The sequence below is a fragment of the Liquorilactobacillus satsumensis DSM 16230 = JCM 12392 genome (genome assembly GCF_001435195.1).
Lineage (GTDB): Bacteria > Bacillota > Bacilli > Lactobacillales > Lactobacillaceae > Liquorilactobacillus > Liquorilactobacillus satsumensis.
In genome coordinates this window covers 175,112-198,772 of the sequence record NZ_AZFQ01000055.1, presented here as the reverse complement: position 1 = coordinate 198,772, position 23,661 = coordinate 175,112, and the positions used below count along the sequence as shown (strand labels likewise).

Here is a 23,661-nt window from a genome sequence, read left to right as displayed (position 1 = left end):
AATTACTACTTTTTCTGGCGAAGCTCTTTATTTTGGGACTTTTGACCCAGCCCCCTCTTTTTAGACAATAACTTAATAAATCATCCTGTTTTGATAACGGTGCTTTATTTTCTTGAAATCAAAGTTACCATGTCATAGGGTTTAATCACGTATTCTGCAGTCTCCGACAGACGTTCTTCCAAGGCATTCGTTAGTAAAAAGTCTGCCTGCAAGGAACTGAGCTGCACCTCTTCGTCACCTTGGTTAGACAATCTGACTACCACTCGTCCTGGAATCGTATAAGCCGGATAGACTGCTGTGACGACAACTGCAGGTGCCAGCTTTAAAAATGTCGCTTGTTTTGAAAGTACAGGCGAGTTAGGCTCAAATTCAATCTCCCAAATTTTATTATCTAATCGATTAGCAAACAAATCAAGTTGCTGTAACTGATAACTTATAGTAGGTGTTAGCCAGCGCTCTACTTGCAAAGCCAATTCGTTCTCGGTAATCGCCCCTTGCGTTCCATATATGCCAAACTCAAACACATTCTTGCCCAATTCTTGTGCTGCCGGTGTTGGGGTCATCTTGTGTCCCAAACTTGTAGTATCGCCCGATGCTCTGCCTGGGCGCCACAGCAGATTGGGTTTTCCTAACTGCCCAGTTGTAGCCATCAAGGTAATCAACAATGTATCTGCACGCAATTCATATTCTTTTTCACCTTTGCCGCAGAAGAATAATCCATGCTGTCCGTCGTTCATTCCGACAATCTTATCGAAGTTATAGATATTGACCGGCTTTTCAACAAATTCTTGCTCCCAATTCTCACTGATCGGCAGATTGTGAGTCTTCCTGAAACCTCCCTGAATTTGCGCCACTGCTTCTTCATTATTGATTCCAGTCTTAAGCTTTAGCCGCAGTCGGTGTGCAACCACTTGGTTATCAAGTTCCAATGAACCGGAGATGACTGAATCAGCTGCTGTCAGCGTCAACCTCAACCGGTAGGCAACCATCGCAGTCTGCGGGTCAGCCGCACCACGTTCTGCCAGATCTCGCGGTAATTCCCAGGTTCCCTTTACTTCAATCTGCTTGTAGACTGGACTCTCTACTACAGAGACTGTTCCAACTAAAGGCAGCTCCAGCTCATGATCGGCGCGCACAGGCGAAAAGTCATACGTATCGCCATCATTACCTTCATCAACAAATTGCACTGCATTCTTGTAAAGATGATCTGCATTTTTCAGATCAAAACCAGTTCCAGTATAAGTAATCTGCCAACTTTCATTTTGAATCTCATTCTTCTTTTGAGGCTGGACTGCAGGCAGTTGCTGCGAACCTGTTGTAAAATCAATGACTTGGTAGCCCAGTCCGGTGAATTCAACAAACAAACGCACAACCAGCTTGTAATATCCAGGTTCATCATTGAATTCAAAACCTTTGGCAGTTTGCTGCATGATATTTTTGCGCGGCTTTACGTAAGTTTGCCGTAAGATAGTTGCTTTATACTGCTGCGCGAAAACCAAGTTCTTAGTCGCCGAGATAATTTGCACATCCTTATATCCACTGAAAGCACGTGTTTCAGTATTAAAGACCAATACCTGATGTGCCGCTAACTTAAGCCGCTGTGCGAGTCTTTTCTTAATCAGGTTTTCAACTCCTGCCGCAGCCTCAAACCCCTGCTTGAAGCGGTGTTCAATATCTACAGCAACATTATCCGAAACACTTCCGCCAAGAGTATCGTGTGCATGATTTTCTAACAACTTCTTCCAGATTCGCAACAGCAGACCATTTGAGATTGAAATTCCACATTTTTGTGCAATCACGGCTAACGGTTCAACACGTTTTAAAATGATCTGTTCCAACTCAAAATTCTGTCGCTTAAGCCGTGAGCGAACGGACCCAATTGTTCGATGAACTCGAGCATAGGTGGGAAGACGCAATTCTCCGGCATATTTTTTCAAATCAGCCCGCTCGTGCAAGATCTTCATAAATTGCGGATAACTGCTGATAAAAACCTGATGCTGACTAAGGTCATTAATTGCTTTCAAGGAAGCAGAAACATTGTGAACAATATCCATCTGATCAATTCCTGAGGGTAACAGAACTTCGGTATTCTGTCCGTGCTGCGCTTCAAACTCGATTCCAGGATCAAGCCGGTTTTTCACAAATTCACGCAGTTGGTGTTTTGACTCTACTGCAAGCTGCCCTGTATAATATCCCAGCGGAAAGCTCGCAGCATATACCTGAGCCGAGCCCAAACCCTGCCACTTAAAGTAAACGGAATCTACTTGACGTTTGAAGTTGATCCCCCGCCAAGAAATAAAGTCGTGGATTCCGACTTGATTCAAAAGCATCGGCAACTGCGCATTAAAGCCAAAAGTATCCGGCAAATAACCGATCATCATCGGTTGACCGTAGCGACGCTGGGTCTCCTTGATACCGATTACTAGATTGCGAATGATTGACTCGCTATCTGGAATCAGTGCATCGGTCTGTGTGAACCACGGTCCAATAAAAAGCTGCTTGCGGGCAACTAGATTCCGAATACGTGCTAATTCTGTGGGATGCAGCTGCAGATACTCATCAACTATAGAAACTTGTCCATCTAAAGTGAACGTTGCCTCTGGATGATGTTCAAGTTCGCATAAAGCATCTGAGAATAATTGATCACTCAGCACCCGTGCATCTTCCGTTGTAAAATACCATTCACGATCCCAGTGCGTATGATTCACAAAATGTGCCTTTGTCATTTAAATTCTTCACTCCCGTAATTAGTATCGTTTAAGCCGATTCCGTTCAAAACAGGTTGCTCCATCTATTCAAAGCTGATCTCAATGTCATCTTCATCTTCTTCGGAGTCTTTCCCAGCAGGTGTTGAATCATTAAAATTAACTGCCAATGGTGCTAAAATTCCAATAATTAAAGCGCATACGAGTAATCCTACCAGATAGGCCCAGCCATTATGAATTGTCACAAAACCATACATCCCACCTACTGGAGGAATCTTAGCCTGTGCTCCCAACAAAATGGTTGTTACTGAACCGGCAGCACCAGCCAGCATGTTAATCGGAATTAATTTCAACGGGTTAATTAAGGTGAACGGAATCGCTCCTTCTGTAATTCCAATAAATCCCATGAACCAGTCACTGCGGCCTGCATCCAACAATTCTGTTGAAAAACGCTGTTTAAATAACGTAGTTGCAACTGCATATCCCAACGGAATCCCAGCAATTGCAACGTTAACGATCATTGCTGGCGTATAAATTTTTTCTGCCAATAAAACATTTCCAGCCATCCAAGCAGCCTTATTAATTGGACCACCCAAGTCAGTTCCAATCATTGCGCCCATAATCAGGGCGAGGGTTGCTGCACTGACTCCGCTTGCGCTCATTTCTTTGATCCATGCTACCAATGAAGTATTAACCCATGTCAGTGGCTCTTTTAAAATAATTCCCATCAAGATTGCAACAACCATCGTGGATAAGAGCGGTACAACGACCAGTGGCATAATTGATTCAAACTTCTCGCCAACTTTAAGCTTACGCTGGCACCAGCGCGCTGTGTATCCGCTTGCAAAGCCAGCCACTAAAGCACCTAAGAATCCCATATTAGCAGTCGTCGCCAACGATCCGCCAATAAACCCAGCCGCCAAGGCAGGCTTGTCGCCAATCGCATATGCGATATATCCGGCAAGGACAAGATTGACCAGTCCAACTCCGATCCAACCGACGCTTTCGATCTGTCCCAGATAAAACCAAATACCTGACTTATATGCATCAAAACTGGTAATTCCGAAACAAAGACCAATCAATTTAGGCACAGCTACAACCAATGAACCGCCAATGACCACCGGAAGCATGTAGGAAATACCTGACATCAAAAAACCTTTCCACTCCGCAAATAGCTTTTTCATCTTTAATTCCTCTTTTCTATATCATCTGCTACTTTGAAGAACGTGCCGCAACAACTTTGCTTGCTTTGTCAATCACTGCCTTGGGTTTTTGAATGCAACTATTAATATTTACCCGTAACTTAGGAATTCCTTCAAACCGGTCCATCTTCTCAATCTTCTGATCTGAACCGATCAACAAAAACTGTGCTGCTTGTGCTTCTGCAACCGTAATTTCGTTTTTCAACCCCATTTCGCCTTGTTGTTCCACTTTGGCAGTCAATCCCAGTTCTGCTGCTGCTTTTTCCAGGGCTTTGGCTGCCATTGGGGTGTGTGCTAATCCTGCTGGACATGAAGTAATCGCTACAAAATCCATAATAATCGCTCCTTTAATCTATATTTGCGTTAATTTCTTTTGTCAAAAAAGTATAAACTTCTGCTGCCGTTTGACAATTGGTCAATGCTTGACGTTGATTTTCATCAATTAAAGTCGTGGCAAAATTTGCCAAAATTTGCAGATGAGCCTGCGTGCTGTCTGCTGGAACCAGCATTGCGATGATCTGCTTCACTTGCGTGTTATCAAAAGTCTCCCATTCGCTCACCGGTTTAGTTGTTCTGACGAATAACACTGCTGCTTGCTGAATGTCGCTTGAAATAGCATGTGGGATTGCAATTCCGTCCTGCATCCCCGTTGACATCTCTGCTTCCCTCTTCTCTAAAGCCTTAAGCACAAGTTGTTCTTTTTTCGCTAATTGCAGCGCAACAGCTTGCTTGGCGATAAAACGGAAAACTGCCTGCTGATCGGGAAGTTCCTTTTCTAAAAAAATATATTTGCGATTAAAGACATCTGCCATAGTATGCGTATCTCCTTACATAATGATTTCGTACTAATCACTCAAAAGTGTGATGACTGCTTCAACTGTCTGCGCGGTGCGTAATTTTCGCAACATTGCCCCATTTTGAATTACTTCATAAAAATATGAGTAGATATCATCCATTTCGTCCTCAACTTGTCGATTGAGGGCCACGAAAAACACCGTATAGATTGTGTCTTTTCCCCATTTAATTCCAGTCGCCGAAGTCATAATTCCAATCACCGGTTTTTTGACATTTTTAAGATCACCGTGCGGAATTGCAATCTCATTAATGACTGTTGAGGCCAACCGTTCCCTGTCCAATGCAGACTGCGTCATCTGCTCTTCGACAAAACCGGCGGCTACCATCCGTTGTGTAATCTGTACAATTGCTTCTTCCTTATTTGCAGCCTTTGTTTTTGTAATGATACATGTTGGAGAGAGTAGACTTGCAAATGCGTGACGTGCATATTTGTCTTTTTGAATTCTGTTAGCTGTTATTTGAAGCAGTTCAAGCTCTTTTTCTGAAAGAAACGGACTCACCGTCATAACCGCTGTTCCTTGCAGCTTCAACGGAATCGTCGATACCACTAGGTCTGCAGCTGGCGCAGCATCGATTAATTCAGCGACTGAAAGAGTTGCCACAATTTCAAGTGTGGGTAACTTCTCTTGAATCCGCTGTTTCAATAAGGCTGCAGTCCCGTATCCAGTACTGCAGACGATTGCGATTCTAACTTCGTGCAATTTAACTTGTGATCGTTCAATAAAAGATTCAAAATGCAATGCCAAGTATGCAATTTCATTTTCAGGAAGTCTGACACTAAATTCCTTTTGCAGTTCAAGCGCAAGTTCCAAAGATTTATCAAAAGCAACAGGAAAATTGGTTTTGATTTTATCTAAATAGGGATTTGAAATAAAAACCCCTTGCTGAATTCTGCTAAGAGCCGGAATCAGATGCAAGCCGAGATTTTTAAGCAATTCTTCGTCATATTCTCGAAGCGAATTTTTTAACCACTTAACTAATTTGGGACGCAAGCTATCAGGTCCATCTAGGTTAATATAGCCGTCTTCGATCGCCATGACATGAATGTTAAGGTAGGCAACTTCAGCTTGTGGAATCTCGCATTTGAAAATCCGCGTAAGAATTTCAACTAACTTAGTTGTATGTTGGGCAATTAATGCTGGTGCTTGGTGTTCCTCACCTTTGCTGAGAAATTCACCTTTTTTGATCCGCTGAAATGCAATTGTAATGTGAATGAGCAATGATTCATATTGATATTCATTTATATTTATATTAACGAGCTCTGCAAATTCCTGCATCGCTTGTTGTGCTTGGTGCAACGTTTCCTTATCGACATACTGAAAGAAATTCGCAGGAACGGTGAAATTACGTCTCATCTGCCCTGTTTTAAGACTTTGCGTAACTTTTTGTCCCCAGTACTTTTGTAATACCTTCCCCAACAGCATCCGTTTGTCCTTTTCCAGCCCAACGAACTGGATTCCTGAATTAGTAGACTGATACTGCAAGTTATATTCCTTCTTCAAAACACGCAGATCGCGTTCAAGTGTACTGTGACTAATATAAAAATGCTCTGCAAGATCATCTAATAGGATCGGTTTCTCCAGCTTGATCAGCATAGTTAAAATATCTAGTCTACGTTCTTCCTCACTTTCTTGCTGATATGGAGCAGTCACTCCAATATTTGCCAGCAAGGCTGACTGATCTCCTGCAAGATAAATACCGTGTCCGCGTTTGCGAATTAAGCTGACCTGATACCGTGCAGCAACCACCTCCGCTTGCTTAAGATATTTAGCAATTGTTTTCCGGGAACAACCTGTATAGTCCATCAAATCTGAATAATGAACGACCTTCTTGGTTAAAATAAACTTGAGAATCTGATCTGTAAGAGTCTGTGGTGACTGTTTCAGCGCCAATTTATTCACTCCCAACTTTTACAATTTTTATTATAAAGAAAGCGGTATCATTGTTTAACACCAAAAAAGTATATTTGCAGTTAGTATACTTTAGATTCCAGTAATCTCGGATACCTGCGAGTGCTGATTCTACTGTAACAGTTTTGAACTGATTTAGGTTGCATCCAGTCCGGGAACACCCAAAACAACGCACAAAAAACCTCCTAACAACACACCGCCCTAAACAGCAGTTGCATTGTCAGCAGGTCCTCCGACTTAATCAATTTTATTTACTTTGTGCAATTAATTCTGTCAAATAAGCTGCAAAACCGCTGGTCGACAACTCGACTGCTGCTGGCAGTGCGCGGGCAAAGTCCATCGTCACATGCTGCTGTGCAATGGCTTGTCCAATGCTGCTGCGCAACAATTCTGCAACAGGCGTCCACCCCAAATACTCAAAGAGCATGGCACCTGACAAGATCAGCGAAGTCGGATTCAGTTTGTTTTGCCCGGCAAATTGCGGTGCAGTCCCATGCGTTGCCTCAAATAAGGCCCGCTTGGTCTGATAATTAATGTTAGCTCCCGGTGAGATCCCAATACCGCCAACTTGTGCTGCCAGGGCATCGGAAATATAATCACCGTTCAAGTTCGTAGTCACCACCACTGAGAATTTCTCGGGCTGCAAGAGTGCCTGTTGAAAGAAATTGTCGGCAATAATGTCGTTGACAATCACCTTTCCTGCTCGAACGGCTTCTTGCTGTGCGACTTGTGCGGCAGCTGCCCCATGCTGTTGCCGAATCTGCTCGTATTCTGGTGTGGTAAAGACCTGTTCTCCAAAAGCTGCGGCTGCCTCATAACCCCACTGCTTGAAACCGCCCTCGGTTTTTTTCATGATGTTTCCCTTATGTACTAGGGTAACCGTCTGCTTGCCCTGAGCAAGTGCGTATTCGAGTGCTGCGGTCACAATTCTTTTAGAACCTTCACTTGAGATCGGTTTGAGCGCAAACGCTGCAGTTTGAGGGAAACGGACTTTGTCAGCTTGCTGCTGTGCCTGCAAGAGCGTCAAGAGTGCTTGTGCTCCAGACGTGTGTGCTGCAAAATCAATTCCAGCATAAATATCTTCTGTATTTTCACGAAAAACCGTGATGTCGACACGTTCTGGATGTTTAACTGGTGACGGTGTTCCAGCGAAATAACGTACTGGCCGCACACAGGCAAACAGATCCAATTGCTGGCGCAGCGTCACATTAATTGACCGATGCCCCTCGCCGACTGGAGTCGTCAGCGGACCTTTAATAGCTACCAAATAAGTGCGTAATGCCTGCAAAGTCTCAGCCGGCAGCCAACTGCCAGTCTGTTCATACGCTACCTGCCCTGCTAATTCCTGCTTCCATTCTACGCGCCGCTCATTGCCATAGACTCGCTTGACAGCTGCATCAAAAACCTGCCGTGCCGCCTGCCAGATCTCCGGACCAATCCCGTCTCCAGCAATAAAAGGAATAATCGGAACAGCCGGAACTTGCAGCTGTCCAGCAGCAACGCTTAATTTCTCTGGTTTATTCATCTAAGCATGCCCTCTTTTCTGAATTTGTTCCCCCAAATAATGTCTGTCTGTCGGACCCACATATTCGGAATTTGGACGGATCAAACAATTCTCGTTGCGCTGTTCCATTACGTGTGCCAGCCAGCCGACTGTCCGGCACGCCGCAAAGAGCATGGTAAAGACTTCCTTGTCCAATCCAAGGCAATGATAGATCAGCGAAGTATAATAATCGACATTCGGGTGCAGGTTAAAGCGCTGCAGCATATAGTCAGCTAACTGCCGTTGAATCTCAAAATATTCAGAATTGCCTGTTTTTGCCGCCAGTTTACCGGCAATTTGTTTTAAAATTGCGGCACGCGGGTCGCCGTTCTTATAGATTCGATGACCAAAGCCCATAATCTTTCGTTTTTGCTTCACCTGATCTTCTACAAATTCACGCGGATCCAAGCCCTGTTCCTTAATCTCCAACAGCATCTCAAAGACCCGTTCGTTGGCACCGCCGTGCAATGGTCCTTTTAAAGCACAGACGGCAGCAGTCAAACACGAATAATAATCAGCAAAGGTGGAGGCCACGACCCGTGCAGTAAAGGTGGAAGCATTGAATTCATGGTCGGCGTGCAAGATCATCACCGTTGAAAACATTCGTGCAAGTTCCTTGCTGGGTCGCTTACCGGTCATCAGATAAAGAAAGTTCTCAACCACACCCAAATGCGGATCTACCTCCAGCAGCGGTTCATTTGCGCGGATTCGGATAATCGCTGCCACCGTGATCAGCATTTTGGCTAAAATCTTCGGCGGTTCGTCATGGTCAACGTCGTTCGTTGTTCCTAATAAGGACGTCGTTGTCCGTAAAATACTCATCGGGTGCTGCGGTTCTTTTGCCACATACAACAGCAATCTGACTGTTTCTGCCGGCAGCACCATTTGTGAGACCAGCTGATGCCGAAAAACTGCGATTTCATTTTCGCTTGGCAAGCGCGTGTGCCATAGTAAAAAGACCACCTCTTCAAATGAAGCATGTGCCAATTCTTCAATTGGGTACCCTGCATAGGTCAGGTGTGCCCCGGCAGTCGAACTGATCTTAGTCTGATCAACGACAACTCCTGCTAAACCTCTTGGACATTCCATCTTTACTTCCTCCTTCCAGCAACTTGACGTTCACCGCCCATCTTCTTAGCAATCACATAAGGCAAGATTCCATTTGCTTGGTAATATTTAACATCAATTGGGGCATCAAAGCGGACCTTGACTGTAAATTCAACTTCATGCTTGGCAGAACTTGCCCGTACATGGGCGGTCTGCAAATCGACCAATGTAATGTCGAAAGCCTCATCTCCATCCAGCCCGAGACTGGCAGCATTCTCTTTTGGAAGATACTGGAGCGGAATAACCCCCATCATCACCAGATTGGAACGGTGAATTCGTTCAAAGCTTTCGGCGATCACCGCTTTAACTCCTAACAGCTGCACACCTTTAGCAGCCCAATCACGCGAAGAACCCATCCCATAATCCTGACCGGCTAAAATAATCGTCCCGATTCCGTGTTTGCGGTAAGCCATCGCAGCGTCATAAATCGTCGTCTCTTGGGAACCCAGCCAACATTTGGTGTAACCGCCGCGTTTATCCGGCGTCAGCTGATTCTGCAACCGCAGATTCGCAAGTGTCCCACGAATCATCACCTCATGATTGCCCCGCCGCGAACCATAGGAATTGAAATCCTGCGGCTTAACACCTTGTGCCAGCAGATACTTGCCCGCTGGTGTCTTTTGCCCAATGAATCCGGCAGGTGAAATATGATCCGTGGTAATGGAATCCCCCAACTTGGCAAGTACACGCAGCCCCGTAAGCTGACCGCTCGCATGTTCAAACAACGGCGGTGATGCTAAGTAGGTAGAATCCGCTTGCCAATCGTAGGTCACAGATTTGCTGGCTGGCAATGCATTCCAAGCGGCATTTTGCTGGAAGATGTTCTGGTAGTTATGCGAGAACAATTCTGGTTTCAGATACTTGTAAATTACAGCACTGACTTCGCTGACTTGCGGCCAGAGATCAGTGAGATAGACTGGCTGGCCTGTAGCACTGGTTCCCAGCGGCTGTTGGGTTACGTCAAGATCCAGCGTTCCTGCCAGAGCATACGCAACCACCAGCGGCGGTGACGCCAAATAAGTATCTTTAATTAAAGGATTCACGCGCCCTTCAAAGTTTCGGTTGCCGCTTTCAATTGCAGCAAGCGGGTAATTCGTCTGTGCAACTGCTTCCTGCACTCCGGGTTTCAACTTGCCTGAATTGCCAATACAAGTCGTACAGCCATAGCCGATAATATTAAACCCCAGTTGATCCAGATACGGCTGAAGTCTGGATGCCTCCAAATAGTCCGCAACAACACGTGACCCAGGGGCAAAAGAAGTCTTCACGTACGCTGGAACCTGCAACCCAAGCTCAACTGCTTTTTTAGCCATTAAACCTGCAGTAATCAGGATTTCCGGATTGGAAGTGTTGGTACAGCTTGTGATCGCAGCAATTCCCAGCGCACCGGGACGTAAGGCAAATTCTTTATCGGCTGCAGTCACAGCTAATGCCTTCATCTGGTCGTAGCCGCGGAAATTCTGAGGTAAGTTCGGAAGTTCAACCGAATCTTGCGGTCGTTTGGGCCCAGCCACACAACTGCGGACAGTCCCCAGGTCAAGCGTGACTTCTTCAGAATAATGCCGCTCTTCATCCTCATCTTCGCGATATGCCAATGAGTTCTGACGGGCATAAGCTGCCACTCTTTCAATCTGTTGTGCAGAACGATCAGTCAGTCGTAAATATGCAAGAGTTTGCTCATCGATTGGGAAAAAGCCGCACGTTGCTCCATATTCAGGTGCCATGTTGGCAATCGTAGCCCGATTTGCCAGCGGCAGCGTCTTTAACCCCGGCCCATAGAATTCAACGAACTTACCGACCACATTATGCTCCCGCAAAATCCGCGTTAAGGTCAATGCAAGATCCGTCGCGGTTGCAGTTTGCGGCATTTCTCCAGTTAAACGCACCCCGACGACCCGTGGCATTGGAAAATATGATTCTTGTCCCAGCATGCTGGCTTCGGCTTCAATACCGCCGACACCCCAGCCTAAGACTCCTAAGGCATTGATCATTGTCGTGTGCGAATCAGTTCCGACTAATGTATCGGGAAAGAGCACTGGAATTTCAGCGTTGGAGTGCCGAATAACCGGTGATAAGTACTCAAGGTTGACCTGATGAATAATTCCAGTATCCGGCGGGACGATTGTCAAATTAGTAAAACTCTCCTGGGCCCACTTCAAAAACAGATAGCGTTCGCGGTTGCGCTTAAATTCTTGTTTTATATTGTAATCGAAAGCTGCTTCACTGCCAGCTAAGTCCACCTGCACCGAATGATCAATTACCAGATGGACAGGCACATCCGGATTAATCTGTGCTGGATCTCCGCCCTTGCGCAAAACTTCTTCACGCATTGCCGCAAGATCAACTAGAGCCGGGACGCCGGTAAAATCCTGCAAGACGACACGCTCAGGCTTATAAGGAACATCCTGTTCATGGTGCTGATCCCAAGCAAGAAATGCAGGCAGGTATTGCTGCATTTCCGGCTGTGTTGCGCTATGCCGCAGGGTTAGTTCTAATAAGACTCTAATTGAATAGGGCAACGTTTGGATGCGCTTGCCATGTGCCGCCATAAAAGCTGCAATGTCAAAGTAGTCATACTGTTGTTGCGCTAAAGTAAAGCTTTTGCGATAGTCTGCTGTCATGTTAAACTCCTCCGTCCGGCACTTTTTACGCCTTAATTTTTAATCATTCTAACATAATTCTAATTAGGCGCAACTAACAGTAAATGTTATCTCCCACGATTTATTATCTATTCGGAACCATTCTTGCATAATAAAATTACTAAATAACTAAGTAAGCGCTACCAACTTTTTAAACGAAACAATTTGTGCTTTTTTGTACAAAGTGCCCTTATGCCCCACTTATTTAAGCCGACAGTCCTTTTATTTCGTAAAATTTTGCCCGGCAGCGATAATACTAAGCAATGGACCCTTGGAACACAATCATAATCTATAGTCTTTAACTTTGCATTTGAGCTGAAGCGAGTTAAAAAACGTTGCCTTTGAACATGGTGAAGTTACCTGTCCGCTAGATAATAAGTTGATAAATCAAATTATTACCCAAAATAGATAAAAATAATTTAACAGTTATAAAATTATTAAGCAAAATTCATGCATTGTTTTTGCTCTCATTTTGCAATCAGTGTAGCCGCTTCTGACTAAAAAAGCGACCCCTTTCTAAAACGAAAGAAGATCGCACTCATTCTTTAAATAGACAAAATCCTGTACTAAAAATTTAACGCCCTGACTCCGCAAACAGACGCTTACTCAATTCCAGCTTGGCTGCTCCAGGTTCGCTGTTAGCAAAGCTGACTGAACCTGGATGCCCAAGCGGTTCCAACAATTCTTTTTCGCGTAACAGGCGCTGTAACTCGCGCGCTGCACCAGGTCCGCCGTCAATAATGAACGGTGCAGGCCCCATGACCTTAATAATTGCCGGTTCTGCAAAAGGAAAATGGGTACACCCTAAAACAATTGCATCGACCTGTCCGCGATACTGCTGCAAAAGCTCTGTCAAATAAGCTTCAACTGCGGGTGAATCAAGTTCGCCCGCTTCAACAAATTCAACCAGCCGCGGTGCTGGAACCGGGATCAATTCTGCCAACTTATCATACTGCTGCATTAACTCCTGAAACTTTTGCTCACGCAGTGTTAACGGAGTCGCCATCACCAACACACGTGAATGCGGTTTGCGCATGACTGCTGGCTTTACAGCGGGTTCGAGCCCTACGATCGGCAGCTGCGGATATTGTGCACGCAATTTATCAATTGCAGCACTTGTTGCTGTATTACAGGCAATCACAATCGCCTTGACATTCTGTGCAATGAATTTTTCAACAATTGCCCGGCTCAACTGCTGGACTTGGGCAACGGTCTTAACGCCATATGGGGCGTTAGCTGAATCACCGTAAAAAAGATAATCTTCCTGCGGCATTAAGCGGTGTAAGTTACGCAAGACACTAATCCCGCCCACACCAGAGTCAAAAACCCCAATTGGTTGTGTTTTACTTGCCATTTCGATTTTCCTTTCTCAAGACAGTCCTAAAACGAAACTTTTAAGTCTGTTTCAGCTACTTGGCAGCCGGCTCAACTGGCCCGCGCGCTGTTACATATCCGCGAATGCGTTTAACCGCTTCTACAAGACTTTCATAACTTGCAGCGTAACTCAAACGCACATATCCTTCTCCTCCAGGTCCAAAAGAGATTCCTGGAATTAAAGCGACCTTTGCCTGATGCGCAAGGTCACGGACAAATTTCCAAGAACTTTGTGGACAATTGGCAGGTATTTTGGCGAACAGATAAAAAGCCCCATCTGGACTTGCCATTTGAAAACCGAGCTGTGTCAACTCCTTAATCAAGAAATCACGGCGGCGGGCATATTCTTTGCGCATCGGCACACTATCTTGTTTACCATTTTGCATCGCTTCCAAACCTGCAAATTGAACACTGGTAGTTGCTGAAGTGACCATATTCTGATGCGCCTTTAATGCCTGATCAATAAAATCTTGCGGTCCCAGAATGAAGCCCATCCGCCAACCAGTCATCGCATGCGACTTCGAAAGCCCCGTAACTAGAATTGTCTGCTCAGGAAGTATGGAAGCCATTGAAACATGTTTTTTAGCATATGTTAATTCAGCATAAATCTCATCACTGATTACCCACAGCCCCTGTTCGCGAATCACCGCCGCCAATTCTGCTAATTGCTTACGCGAATAAGTCACACCGGTTGGGTTGCAAGGATAATTAAGTACGACTGCCTTAACCTTTGCCAATGGGTATTCTGCAATAATTTTACGCAGTCTGGCTGCAGTCAGAATAAACCCATCTGCACTGGTATCAGTCAGGATCACACGTCCGTCGTTAATTTTGGTAATCGGAATATACAGCGGAAAGATCGGAGTAGGCACAATCACCGTTTCATCTGGGTTCAACACCGTTTGCAGACTGGCTGCAATTGCTTCTGTGGCTCCGACTGTCGTCACAACCTGCTCTGGTGTATAGTTCAGATCATACTTTTCGTTATAATAAGCAGCTGCAGCCGCACGCAAAGGCATGATCCCGCCAGTTGGCGAATAATGTGAATGATCTGCTTCGATGGCCTTGATTGCAGCCTTTTTGATATGTTCGGGTGTCTTAAAATCGGGCTCCCCTAGCGTCAGCTTGAGAATGTCCGGAATCGCACTGACCTCTTCATCAAAGCGACGAATATCTGAGATTGCAATGCGTTCGATCTTTTCATTGAATTTGCTTTTTGCCATTTTTCAAAACTCCTGACCGTTAAAGAATTAAGAAACTTAGCCTTTATTATACCACGTTACCGCAAAAACTGTGCAGCGCAAGCGTGTGCCTCCCAACATCCTAGCGCTGCGGCCGTAATCCTAAGGAACCCTGCAAACGCAAAGCAATCAGCGCTACGACCAACAATTTGATCAAACCTGGAAGCAAGAATGGCACCAATCCGACTAGTAAAGCAGACTTGACACTCAAATGAAGCACGGGCACCATCCACAATGAACCGCACAGTAAATTCACCACAGCACCTAACACGTTGCCACTGATCAAGTTGGCAAGGGAACGGCCACGATATTTAAGATAGGCAGCAGTCACAAGCGCATAGAGCACAAATGAAACCAAATATCCGCCAGTCGGTCCCATCAATGCTGCAAAACCACCTGAAAAGCCAGCAAAAACAGGCAACCCGACCGCCCCCAGAATTAGGTAAGCCAAGACAACTTCAACCGCATAGCTGACCGGCAGCAAAGAAGCAATCAAGCCGATTCCAAAGGTCTGCAGCGTCAGCGGAATTATCGGCAACGGAATCGTCACTTGTGAACAGACTACCAAAACGGCCAGCAAAATACCCGCCAATACTAAATTATGTAATTTTTCTCTTTTCATTATGAAACATCCCTTCATCTTTTGAATAGTCTCAGCATAGCGAAAATTTCCAAGTTAGTCAACCTTATTAATAATGTGGTTGACAATACCGAATAAGCACCTGCTTTGTCATCCAAATTTACACCTTCAGTTGCTTAATTCACTAAAAAAGAACTACAACAAGCTGAAAGTCTTCGTTTCAGTCAAGTTGCAGTTCTGTCTATTTTAAAATTGAGCTTTAATAATTTTGTTATCCAAAAATTCCGTTAGTGTGCCTGCTTTTAAAATTCTATCCCAGCAAGCATCCACTTGATGTTTACCCCCAAAATTAACCGCACAGAATCCATCCTGCCATACTAGCACAAAACAGACCACGCTGTAAGCAGGCTGATTCTTAGCTTTCACTTAAGCTTTGAACTTATTCGAAATTAGGTTTTAGGAGCTTGATCTTAATTGCTAAAAGGCCATGTTTTTTGATATCCTCGGCACTATAAAGTTGCGCCAACTCCGCTTGCTCCATTCCAACAGCAGCTGGAGAATATTTTTGATATAATTCAGCGAGATTACGGCATTTTTTGATACTCCAGGCACTCACAAGCACCATGTCTTCATCATTGCTGCCTCGATGGATCGCAATCGTATCACCTACTCCGAAATGCTTCATCTGTCCATCATTGAGAAAAACCTCGACCGTCTTTGAACCGCTCGAAATCTTTTCAAACAGTACATCATCTAACTTGATATCCACGCTAATCGACCTCCTGCAAACGCTGGTTATTTAACACATTTTTTAAATCCTCCTGCCAAATCCACACAAAGCAACTGCAAGATTAGCCTCACAGCCAATCATATAATTAAAATGTTATTATATTTTCACTTTGATTGCAAGATTTACAAGCAAAATCTAAAAAAAGTGTTACTTTTAACATTTTCTAAAGAAAGTTTTGCTGGGATCAGGTGTCTGAAGCAGCTTTCAGCTTGAGCACAAAAAAACTCTGATTTACGGAAATTTCTGCCTAATTCCATAAATCAGAGTTAAATTATGTTTACCTTCCGCAAAAAGCTTAATCAAGCTCCCCTGCTAATTGAATCTTAGTTGACTCAGGGAAGATCGCCCGTTCCCTTTCAGAAAGAACCTTATCAGTAATGAAAACTGAGATCTTTTCTGGGGAACAAATACTGTAATAAGAGTTATTGATGAATTTGTGATGCTCAGCTACCAAAATAACACGGCGCGCACGCTCGACTGCTTTGCCAACAATCTCTGCATCTTCTTGGTTAAGTAAGTAGATCCCGTGCTCATCAATGCCTGATGCTGCAATAAAGGCAGTGTCCAGTGCAATGTTATCGAGCTCACTAATTGCTGCAGTCGAATAGAAAAAGCGATTTTGGTGATCAAGGGTCCCGCTTAAAACCTTGACTGTAACCTTATTTTCCTCCGCTAACGCCGTACAATTGTCCAGTGAATGCGTAATAATCGTCATTGGCAAATTAATATTTTGACACGTCTTCAACAAAATCGTCGAAGCGTCGACAAAATAAACGTGATGTGCCTGAAAATAATTTGCAGCTTCCAGCGCAATTTTCGTTTTTTGCTTGGTAAACCGTGATAGCCGGCTTTGAAAATTAGGAACTTTATTGCCAAAATCAAGTGGAAGAATCCCTCCATGAGTGCGCTTGACCTCACCTCGCCTAGACAGCAACACAATATCTCGTCTAGCGGTATCTTGTGAGACCCCAAATTCACTCATAATATCTCTGGTAGTCAATTCTTGTTTTTCTTCAAGCAGCTGCTTAATCAGCTCAACTCTTTTTTCCTGACTCATTGCGCATACCTCAAATCTTTTTTGAAAATCTAATAATAATTATACACTTGTTAAGTGTTTATAGCAAAATACTTAACAGAAATACTTATTAATCAATAAAAATTCTCGTTAAAACAAATTTTGTTGTAAATCAAAGGCCTACGCGCATAGTCACATGTAAATAGACTTAAAAAAGGAGCGCAACAAAAAACATTTGCTGCAACCCCCCGTTTAATCACATTATCAAATTTTAAAACAGTTGCTGCTCACGCCCGTTCACAAAAAGTACCTTGCGCTTAAAAGGCCTTTTCTAATGGCGGTACAACTTGTTTCTTACGTGAAACCACGCCTGGAAGTTCAGCCTTATTGTCCTTAAGCTGAATATCAAAAGCCTTTTCAACCACGTCTTGTGGTTCGCCAACCACAAGCAAGCGGGTGTCACTATTAAGGATATTGGTAACCATTAAGAGGAATAAGTCATAGCCTTCAGCTTGATTTTCTTCACTGATTGCAGCCCGCAAAGCAGTTTCGCGTGCAAAGACTTCATCGATATCCACTGTATTGATCTGATCAATCCGGATAGTCTTGCCACCCATTTCAAATGACTTAGCATCTGCATCAATGAGTTCTTTTTCGGATTTGCTGCCAAGGTTTGTCCCTGCTTTAAGCATCTCTAAACCATATTGCTGATAATCTACTTTAGCAATTCCAGCAAGTTCTTTAACGGCTACCTTATCATCGTCAGTTGTTGTTGGTGATTTGAATAACAAAGTATCAGAGATAATGGCCGAAAGCATCAAGCCCGCCAATTTTGCAGGAATCTCAACCCGGTTTTGCTTGAAAAGTTTCGAGATAATCGTGCTTGTGCAGCCAACTGGTTCTGCGTGGTAATAAAGTGGCAGTGACGTCTCGAAGTTAGCGATTCGATGATGATCGACCACATGTGTAACAGTTACGTCTTTCAAATCTGCTACACTTTGCTGGGCTTCATTATGATCAACCAGCATGACTGCTTCAACTTCAGGTGCAACCTTTTCAACAACCCGCGGTGCAGGTTCCTCGAAATGTGCCAAAACAAATTTTGTTTCCTCATTCGGTGTACCAAGTGCGACCGCTTCAGTCTCTGCACCTAACTGATTTTCCAGGTACGAAAACGCCTTTGCAGCTACGATAGCATCCGTATCGGGATTTTTATGACCAAAAACTAGTTCCTTCATCAAAAGATCTCCCATCTTAAATTGATTTCCTATTTTGATTTAACCTTGATTGCTGATTTCTGTCAAGCGCGAATTGTAATCCTGTTTTGTCAGATAATCATCAAATTCCTTCAAAAAATTAGCAATTCGTGGAATCTGATTCTTCCCCTTGCGGAAAACAAACGCCAGATCAAATTTGATTGCCGGCTCAAAGTGTGCAACATGCAACTTAGTGCCAGCGGCAGTTGCATTATGTGCACGCACGAAAGAAGCTGGCAAGGCGGTGTAAACATCCGTTGCTCGGGCGAATTCAAAAATCTGGCCTGGTTTTGCAAAATAAGCAACCGAAGAAGGCGGATCGATCATACTATTCTTATAAGCTTCAAGCATGGTACTGTGCAGATAGTAACCCGGTGGATATGTGACCCAATCGTTGCCAGTCGTATCGCGCAAACGAATGTTTTTCTTCTTGAAAAATTCCGGGCGATTATGCAAAAATAACAGATCTTCTGTCAAAATTAGTTTCGACTGATATGGTTTCCAGTTCTTAATACTCTCATCAGGCAGATACATGATTGCAAGATCAATCTCATTATTCTCCAAGAGTTCCCAAATTTCCTTGCGTGTCAACATATGAAAAGTAATCTTAATACTCCGGTGAGCCATGTAATACTCAACTGCAAACTGACTAAAGACACGGTCTTCAATCGACGCCAGAATTCCCAGATGGATCTCGCCATGCAATGCACTTGTCGATTGCTGGATCTCATCGGCAGCTTCATTGAGTGTTTCATAAATCTGATGAGTTGCATCCAACATGGTATAGCCTGCATCAGACAGGTGCAGTTTTTTCCCCACGGAATAGAATAATGGTGCCCCGACTGTTCGCTCCAACTTCTTAATCTGCTGTGTGAGCGCCGGTTGCGTAATTCCCAAGATTTGTGCAGCCTGCGTGTAACTCATTGTTTCTGCTAGTTGAAGGAAGTAGGTGAGCGTTTTTGAAGAAAAGATACTATCCTGCTTCGTTTTCATGTGTCCAGTTCCCCTCTATTAATTATTATTAATAATAAGTACTATCCGAAACTTATCGAATCAACCTAATAATAAAACAAACTAGAGGGCTCACACAAGCCAAATAGCATAAAAAATAGTGATTATTTTAAAATTTTCACTTTTTTGACCGCAGCTTGTCCCAATCAGAATCCAAATTCGCGATACTCCTTCATTTTTTGGGCAAACAAACTACTGGTGGTCGGTGGATTGTACGTGATTGCATTTGCACCAGCGGCAATTGTTTGTTTAATTGACTCATCACTATGACCGCCCGTTGCAATAATTGGAACTTGAGGATAGCGTTCCCGAATAGTATGCACTATTTGAGCGGTCTGATAGCCGCCGCTAACGTTGATAACATCAATTCCGGCAGCGAACTTCTCGGCAAAATCAACTTCGGTGTTGACAACCGTTAAAATAATGGGGATATCCACCACATCGTTGATTAATTTAATCGTTTCAACGGAAGTCGGAGCATTGACAATTACCCCAAGACTTCCCCAGCTTTCTGCAAACAGGCTCATATCAGCAGAGCGTTTTCCATTCGTCAAACCGCCGCCGACACCTGAAAAGACCGGACGATCAGAAGCTACATGGATCGCTTGCATGATTGCCGGATCGGGGGTAAACGGATAAACTGCTAAAATAGCGTCTGCATTCGTATTTCTGACAATTGCAATATCAGTAGTAAAAATAAGCGATTTCACGTTACGCCCCATAAATGAGATCCCACTTGCGGTTTCAATCGCCGTGGGGACCGTCACAAGCTGCTTTCTTAAGTTTGTGGAGACGTTGTATTTGTATTTGAATGAATTAATCAATCGAACTCACCCCTTATATTAGTTGGTTGCAAACATCCGTATGAATAAATGCCAGCACTAAATAAAATACCATAGAAACATACTTTGGCAAGCAAAAAAGTTTAAAAATACAAACTTGTAATCTTAGGCTCAGCCAGCCGCCATTTTTTTTGACAAAAAGAGTTCACCCTGACCGCGACTCTCTGCAAATTAAATATTCGGATTAAAAGTTCACTGTGGTGCTCATCTTTTATTTACGACGCATAAATCTTTTATAAGTCAAAATCTTCGGTCTGACTTCGAATTTTAACAACCTATGTCACACCTCCGACTAAAATGGAACTCACAACGCTCCACTAGCAAGCCAAAAAGTTTTTTTGAAACTTAGTTAGTTTTTATTGACAAAAACTAACTAACAGTTTATGCTGTGATTGTTAGTTAGCAAATGTAAAAACTAACTAAATCTAAATCAAAAATGGGAGTGTTTTAAATGACTTATGACTCACAAGAATTACTAACTTTGTTCGGCCGTCTTTTCCAGCAACATGCCTTCGTAGCTGCTGCTATCAAAAGTACCCGTTTTGGAGACCAGCAGCGCCCGCAAGACAACCGTGGTCCATTACGCTTGTTGCAGCTGCTCACTGAAAAAGAACAATTAACCAATTCAGAAATTGTAGAAGAATTAGACATCCGCCCGAGTTCGGTCAGTGCGCTAGTGCGTAAATTAGAAGAAGAAGAACTGGTAGCACGGCGAGAATCCCCCACCGACAAACGGGTCTTACTAATTTCTTTAACCGCTAAAGGCACGCAGTTTATCAACGATTCGCACAAACTAAAAGATGAATTATCAGAATCATTATTTTTAGCCCTAAGCGCTGAAGAACAGCAGCAACTCCGGACACTTTTACGTAAATTACTAGCTGATCTCGATGAAAAAGCTCCTTTTGATTGGCACAATGAAAAAGGTAATAATTTCTATGATTTTATGAAACAACTGCGTCAAATGCATCACGGCTTTGAGCGCTCACACCCAGACTTCAAGCAACGCTTTGACCGTTTTCACGACTAAAAAGAATGCGCTAGGAGAAAAGCATGCAAGCAAAAATGAATTTTAAAACCAAAGATTTCCTGCAGTTGATTACACAGATTAAGCCGCATTATTGGCAACTTAGCGGTGGTTTAATACTCGGTCTGATTGCTACTGCAATGCAGCTGGCAGTTCCGCATTTTGCTAAAGATTTGATTAATGAATTAGGCAAACACGTCAATCTTGAACTAGTTCTGACAGTCATCGCCCTCTTCGTCGCCAGTGCATTGATCAGTGCTGTTTCGGGAGCAATTCTGGGCTTTTTCGGAGAGGACGTGGTCTATAAGCTGCGCGCACGTCTGTGGCAAAAATTACTAACCCTCCCTGTTCCGTATTTTGACAAAACAAAATCAGGAGAGATCACCTCACGTCTAGTAAATGACTCCACTCAGGTAAAAGATCTACTCGCAAATTCGATGCCTAAAATGGTAACCTCGCTTTTGCAGCTGTTTGGAGCCTTGGCACTGATGCTCGTGATGGATTGGAAAATGACAGTGTTGATGTTCATCGCAGTTCCCGTGGTTGTCTTAGCCATTCTACCAGTTGCAAATCGAGCACATAAAATTGCGCATGCCCGGCAAGACACACTCGCGGCTTTTAACGGTGAAGCCAGTGAAATTCTTAGCGAAGTCCGGTTAGTAAAGTCTTCGAATGCTGAAAATGCCGAGCTCAATTCAGGAAATCGGCGAATTCACAAGCTGTACCAGATTGGGCTCAAGGAAGCTATCTATGACTCTGTTGCTGGTCCATTGATGACAATGGTAATGATGGGAATGATTGTCGGCATGTTGGGCTATGGCGCTACCCGAGTCGCTCAAGGTACAATGAACATGGGCACCCTCTTTTCATTCTTGATGTACCTTGTCCAAATGATCGGACCATTCGTTGTCTTAGGACAATTCTTTTCTGAGACTGCCAAAGCTAGCGGTTCAACAACCCGGCTTCAAGAATTGCTGCAACTTCCAGAAGAAGATCAAACTTCAGGAAAAACTCAGAATGTCGTGGGGCAGACTCTGAGCATGCAAAATGTCAGCTTCTCTTATGAACAGAACCGACAGATCTTAAACGCTGTTTCGTTCACTGCACATCCGAATACCGTCGTGGCATTTGCAGGTCCTTCTGGAGGCGGTAAGTCGACAATCTTTAGTCTGCTGGAGCGCTTTTACACCCCGGACAGCGGTGAAATCAAGATTGACGACACAAACATTGCAACTGTTAATTTAACTGACTGGCGCCAGCAGATCGGTCTTGTCGGTCAAGATGCCGCCATTATGGCTGGAACTATCCGCTACAACCTGACTTATGGTTTAAACGGTACCTACGCAGATGAACGGCTCTGGCAAGTACTCGAAATGGCATATGCAAAAGATTTTGTGGCTCAAATGCCGCAAGGCCTGGATACGCAAGTCGGCGAACGCGGAGTCAAGGTCTCAGGAGGCCAGCGTCAAAGACTTGCAATTGCACGCGCATTCTTGCGCGATCCCAAAATTCTGATGTTGGATGAAGCCACCGCCAGTCTTGACTCAGAGTCCGAAATGATGGTACAAAAAGCACTCGAAAAACTGATGCGTAATCGGACCACCCTGGTAATCGCCCATCGACTCAGCACAATTGTCGATGCTGATGAAATCTACTTTATTGAAAAAGGACGAGTTAGCGGTCATGGTACTCATCAAGAACTCGTTGCCAAACATGCACTTTACCGTGAATATGTTTCAAATCAATTTGGCAACTAATACAGAGAGTGTGACATAAGTCGGGAAAATTTTGAGTGCTAACTCGAAATTACGAACATAGCGAGTACTTTGCTATGAGTAATTCGAAGTTAGACGAAGAATTTTGACTTATGGAACACGTTTATCTGGAATAAAAGAGGGTCTGTGACAAAAGTTAATTTTTGTCACAGACCCCTGCTTGACTTTTCTTGCCCTTAACACTTTATCATCCCTAAAAGTCTCATTGACACTCTATGGCTTAATTTGTGCTATGGTTAATGTTGAAAGCTAAATTTATTTATCTTGGGGGATTATTTTATGAAAGAAAAACTTGCTAACTTTGATCCATTTACCTTTATCATCGGCATTCTAAGTATCATCACGGCCATTCTTTGTCTGCGTAATCCGCTGCCGACCTTTAGAGCTGTCATTATCATTACCGGCGTCTTGGCAATTCTCAGAGGTGCACTAAAACTCTTTAGTTACCGTCCAGTGCTAGAAAGAACTGGTTGGTTTACCTTCACTGCTGGCTTAGATATCTTCATTGGGTTGTTAATGCTCTTTAACCTTCAATTTGGAATGCTCTTGATTACCTTTTCTTTTGCGCTCATGTTCTTGTTCGATTCACTGACAAATCTCTGGCTGGCAAACGTGATTAGACAGGTCGAACCCCGTTACTTCATTGTAGATGTACTAATCGCAATCCTCGGAATTGTGATTGGAATCCTGTTGTTCCTCTCACCTGCTTTGTCAATCTTTTCAATTTCTTTCCTGATTGCAATGTTCTTTATGCTTTACGGGATTGAAATGCTTATTCATGCGATTTAG

At 43.8% G+C, this 23,661-nt stretch carries 19 protein-coding genes; 3 read left to right on the top strand and 16 right to left on the bottom strand.

The window, feature by feature from the left end:
• Nucleotides 1-104: 104 nt before the first annotated feature.
• The 16 genes from FD50_RS12395 to FD50_RS12310 all read right to left on the bottom strand — a co-directional run bounded on the left by FD50_RS12395 (nt 105) and on the right by FD50_RS12310 (nt 19,950).
• A complete protein-coding gene (locus FD50_RS12395) occupies nt 105-2,726 on the bottom strand; it encodes an alpha-mannosidase (protein ID WP_056962065.1) in 2,622 nt (873 codons plus the stop codon).
• Between the two features lie 65 nt (nt 2,727-2,791).
• Entirely contained in the window at nt 2,792-3,889 is a 1,098-nt protein-coding gene (locus FD50_RS12390; protein WP_054757794.1) for a PTS fructose transporter subunit IIC, read from the bottom strand.
• A gap of 28 nt (nt 3,890-3,917) precedes the next feature.
• The gene (locus FD50_RS12385; RefSeq protein WP_056962064.1) at nt 3,918-4,241 is read right to left on the bottom strand and encodes a PTS fructose transporter subunit IIB; all 324 of its coding nucleotides are present in this window, start codon (nt 4,239-4,241) and stop codon (nt 3,918-3,920) included.
• Nucleotides 4,242-4,254: 13 nt separating this feature from the next.
• Nucleotides 4,255-4,719, bottom strand: coding sequence for a PTS sugar transporter subunit IIA (locus FD50_RS12380; protein ID WP_056962063.1), 465 nt, complete (start codon nt 4,717-4,719; stop codon nt 4,255-4,257).
• A 33-nt stretch (nt 4,720-4,752) separates the two neighbouring features.
• Nucleotides 4,753-6,663, bottom strand: coding sequence for a BglG family transcription antiterminator (locus FD50_RS12375; RefSeq protein WP_415615195.1), 1,911 nt, complete (start codon nt 6,661-6,663; stop codon nt 4,753-4,755).
• A 256-nt stretch (nt 6,664-6,919) separates the two neighbouring features.
• Nucleotides 6,920-8,197, bottom strand: coding sequence for an NADP-dependent isocitrate dehydrogenase (gene icd, locus FD50_RS12365; protein ID WP_056962061.1), 1,278 nt, complete (start codon nt 8,195-8,197; stop codon nt 6,920-6,922).
• Complete coding sequence (locus tag FD50_RS12360; protein WP_056962060.1) at nt 8,198-9,304, bottom strand: citrate/2-methylcitrate synthase; 1,107 nt, start codon at nt 9,302-9,304, stop codon at nt 8,198-8,200.
• A gap of 2 nt (nt 9,305-9,306) precedes the next feature.
• A complete protein-coding gene (acnA, locus tag FD50_RS12355; protein ID WP_056962059.1) occupies nt 9,307-11,943 on the bottom strand; it encodes an aconitate hydratase AcnA in 2,637 nt (878 codons plus the stop codon).
• A gap of 592 nt (nt 11,944-12,535) precedes the next feature.
• Nucleotides 12,536-13,315, bottom strand: coding sequence for a glutamate racemase (murI, locus tag FD50_RS12350; protein WP_056962058.1), 780 nt, complete (start codon nt 13,313-13,315; stop codon nt 12,536-12,538).
• Nucleotides 13,316-13,370: 55 nt separating this feature from the next.
• Entirely contained in the window at nt 13,371-14,558 is a 1,188-nt protein-coding gene (locus tag FD50_RS12345) for a pyridoxal phosphate-dependent aminotransferase (RefSeq protein ID WP_056962057.1), read from the bottom strand.
• A gap of 100 nt (nt 14,559-14,658) precedes the next feature.
• A complete protein-coding gene (locus FD50_RS12340; protein ID WP_056962056.1) occupies nt 14,659-15,198 on the bottom strand; it encodes a biotin transporter BioY in 540 nt (179 codons plus the stop codon).
• A gap of 397 nt (nt 15,199-15,595) precedes the next feature.
• Nucleotides 15,596-15,925, bottom strand: a complete 330-nt coding sequence (locus FD50_RS12330) for an ASCH domain-containing protein (protein ID WP_054757788.1) — start codon at nt 15,923-15,925, stop codon at nt 15,596-15,598.
• Between the two features lie 316 nt (nt 15,926-16,241).
• Nucleotides 16,242-17,003 carry a DeoR/GlpR family DNA-binding transcription regulator gene (locus FD50_RS12325; RefSeq protein ID WP_056962055.1) on the bottom strand — a complete coding sequence of 254 codons (762 nt, stop codon included), beginning with the start codon at nt 17,001-17,003 and terminating at the stop codon, nt 16,242-16,244.
• A 275-nt stretch (nt 17,004-17,278) separates the two neighbouring features.
• The gene (locus tag FD50_RS12320; RefSeq protein ID WP_054757786.1) at nt 17,279-18,199 is read right to left on the bottom strand and encodes a manganese-dependent inorganic pyrophosphatase; all 921 of its coding nucleotides are present in this window, start codon (nt 18,197-18,199) and stop codon (nt 17,279-17,281) included.
• Nucleotides 18,200-18,238: 39 nt separating this feature from the next.
• Nucleotides 18,239-19,210, bottom strand: coding sequence for a LysR family transcriptional regulator (locus tag FD50_RS12315; RefSeq protein ID WP_056962054.1), 972 nt, complete (start codon nt 19,208-19,210; stop codon nt 18,239-18,241).
• Between the two features lie 164 nt (nt 19,211-19,374).
• Complete coding sequence (locus tag FD50_RS12310; protein WP_056962067.1) at nt 19,375-19,950, bottom strand: beta/alpha barrel domain-containing protein; 576 nt, start codon at nt 19,948-19,950, stop codon at nt 19,375-19,377.
• Between the two features lie 571 nt (nt 19,951-20,521).
• Between FD50_RS12310 and FD50_RS12305 the strand changes: the two genes are divergently transcribed.
• From FD50_RS12305 to FD50_RS12295, 3 genes are all read left to right on the top strand, one after another.
• Nucleotides 20,522-21,100, top strand: coding sequence for a MarR family winged helix-turn-helix transcriptional regulator (locus FD50_RS12305; RefSeq protein WP_056962053.1), 579 nt, complete (start codon nt 20,522-20,524; stop codon nt 21,098-21,100).
• 23 nt (nt 21,101-21,123) lie between these two features.
• On the top strand, nt 21,124-22,854 hold the full coding sequence (locus FD50_RS12300) for an ABC transporter ATP-binding protein (RefSeq protein ID WP_056962052.1): 1,731 nt from the start codon (nt 21,124-21,126) through the stop codon (nt 22,852-22,854).
• A 297-nt stretch (nt 22,855-23,151) separates the two neighbouring features.
• A complete protein-coding gene (locus FD50_RS12295; RefSeq protein WP_056962051.1) occupies nt 23,152-23,661 on the top strand; it encodes an HdeD family acid-resistance protein in 510 nt (169 codons plus the stop codon).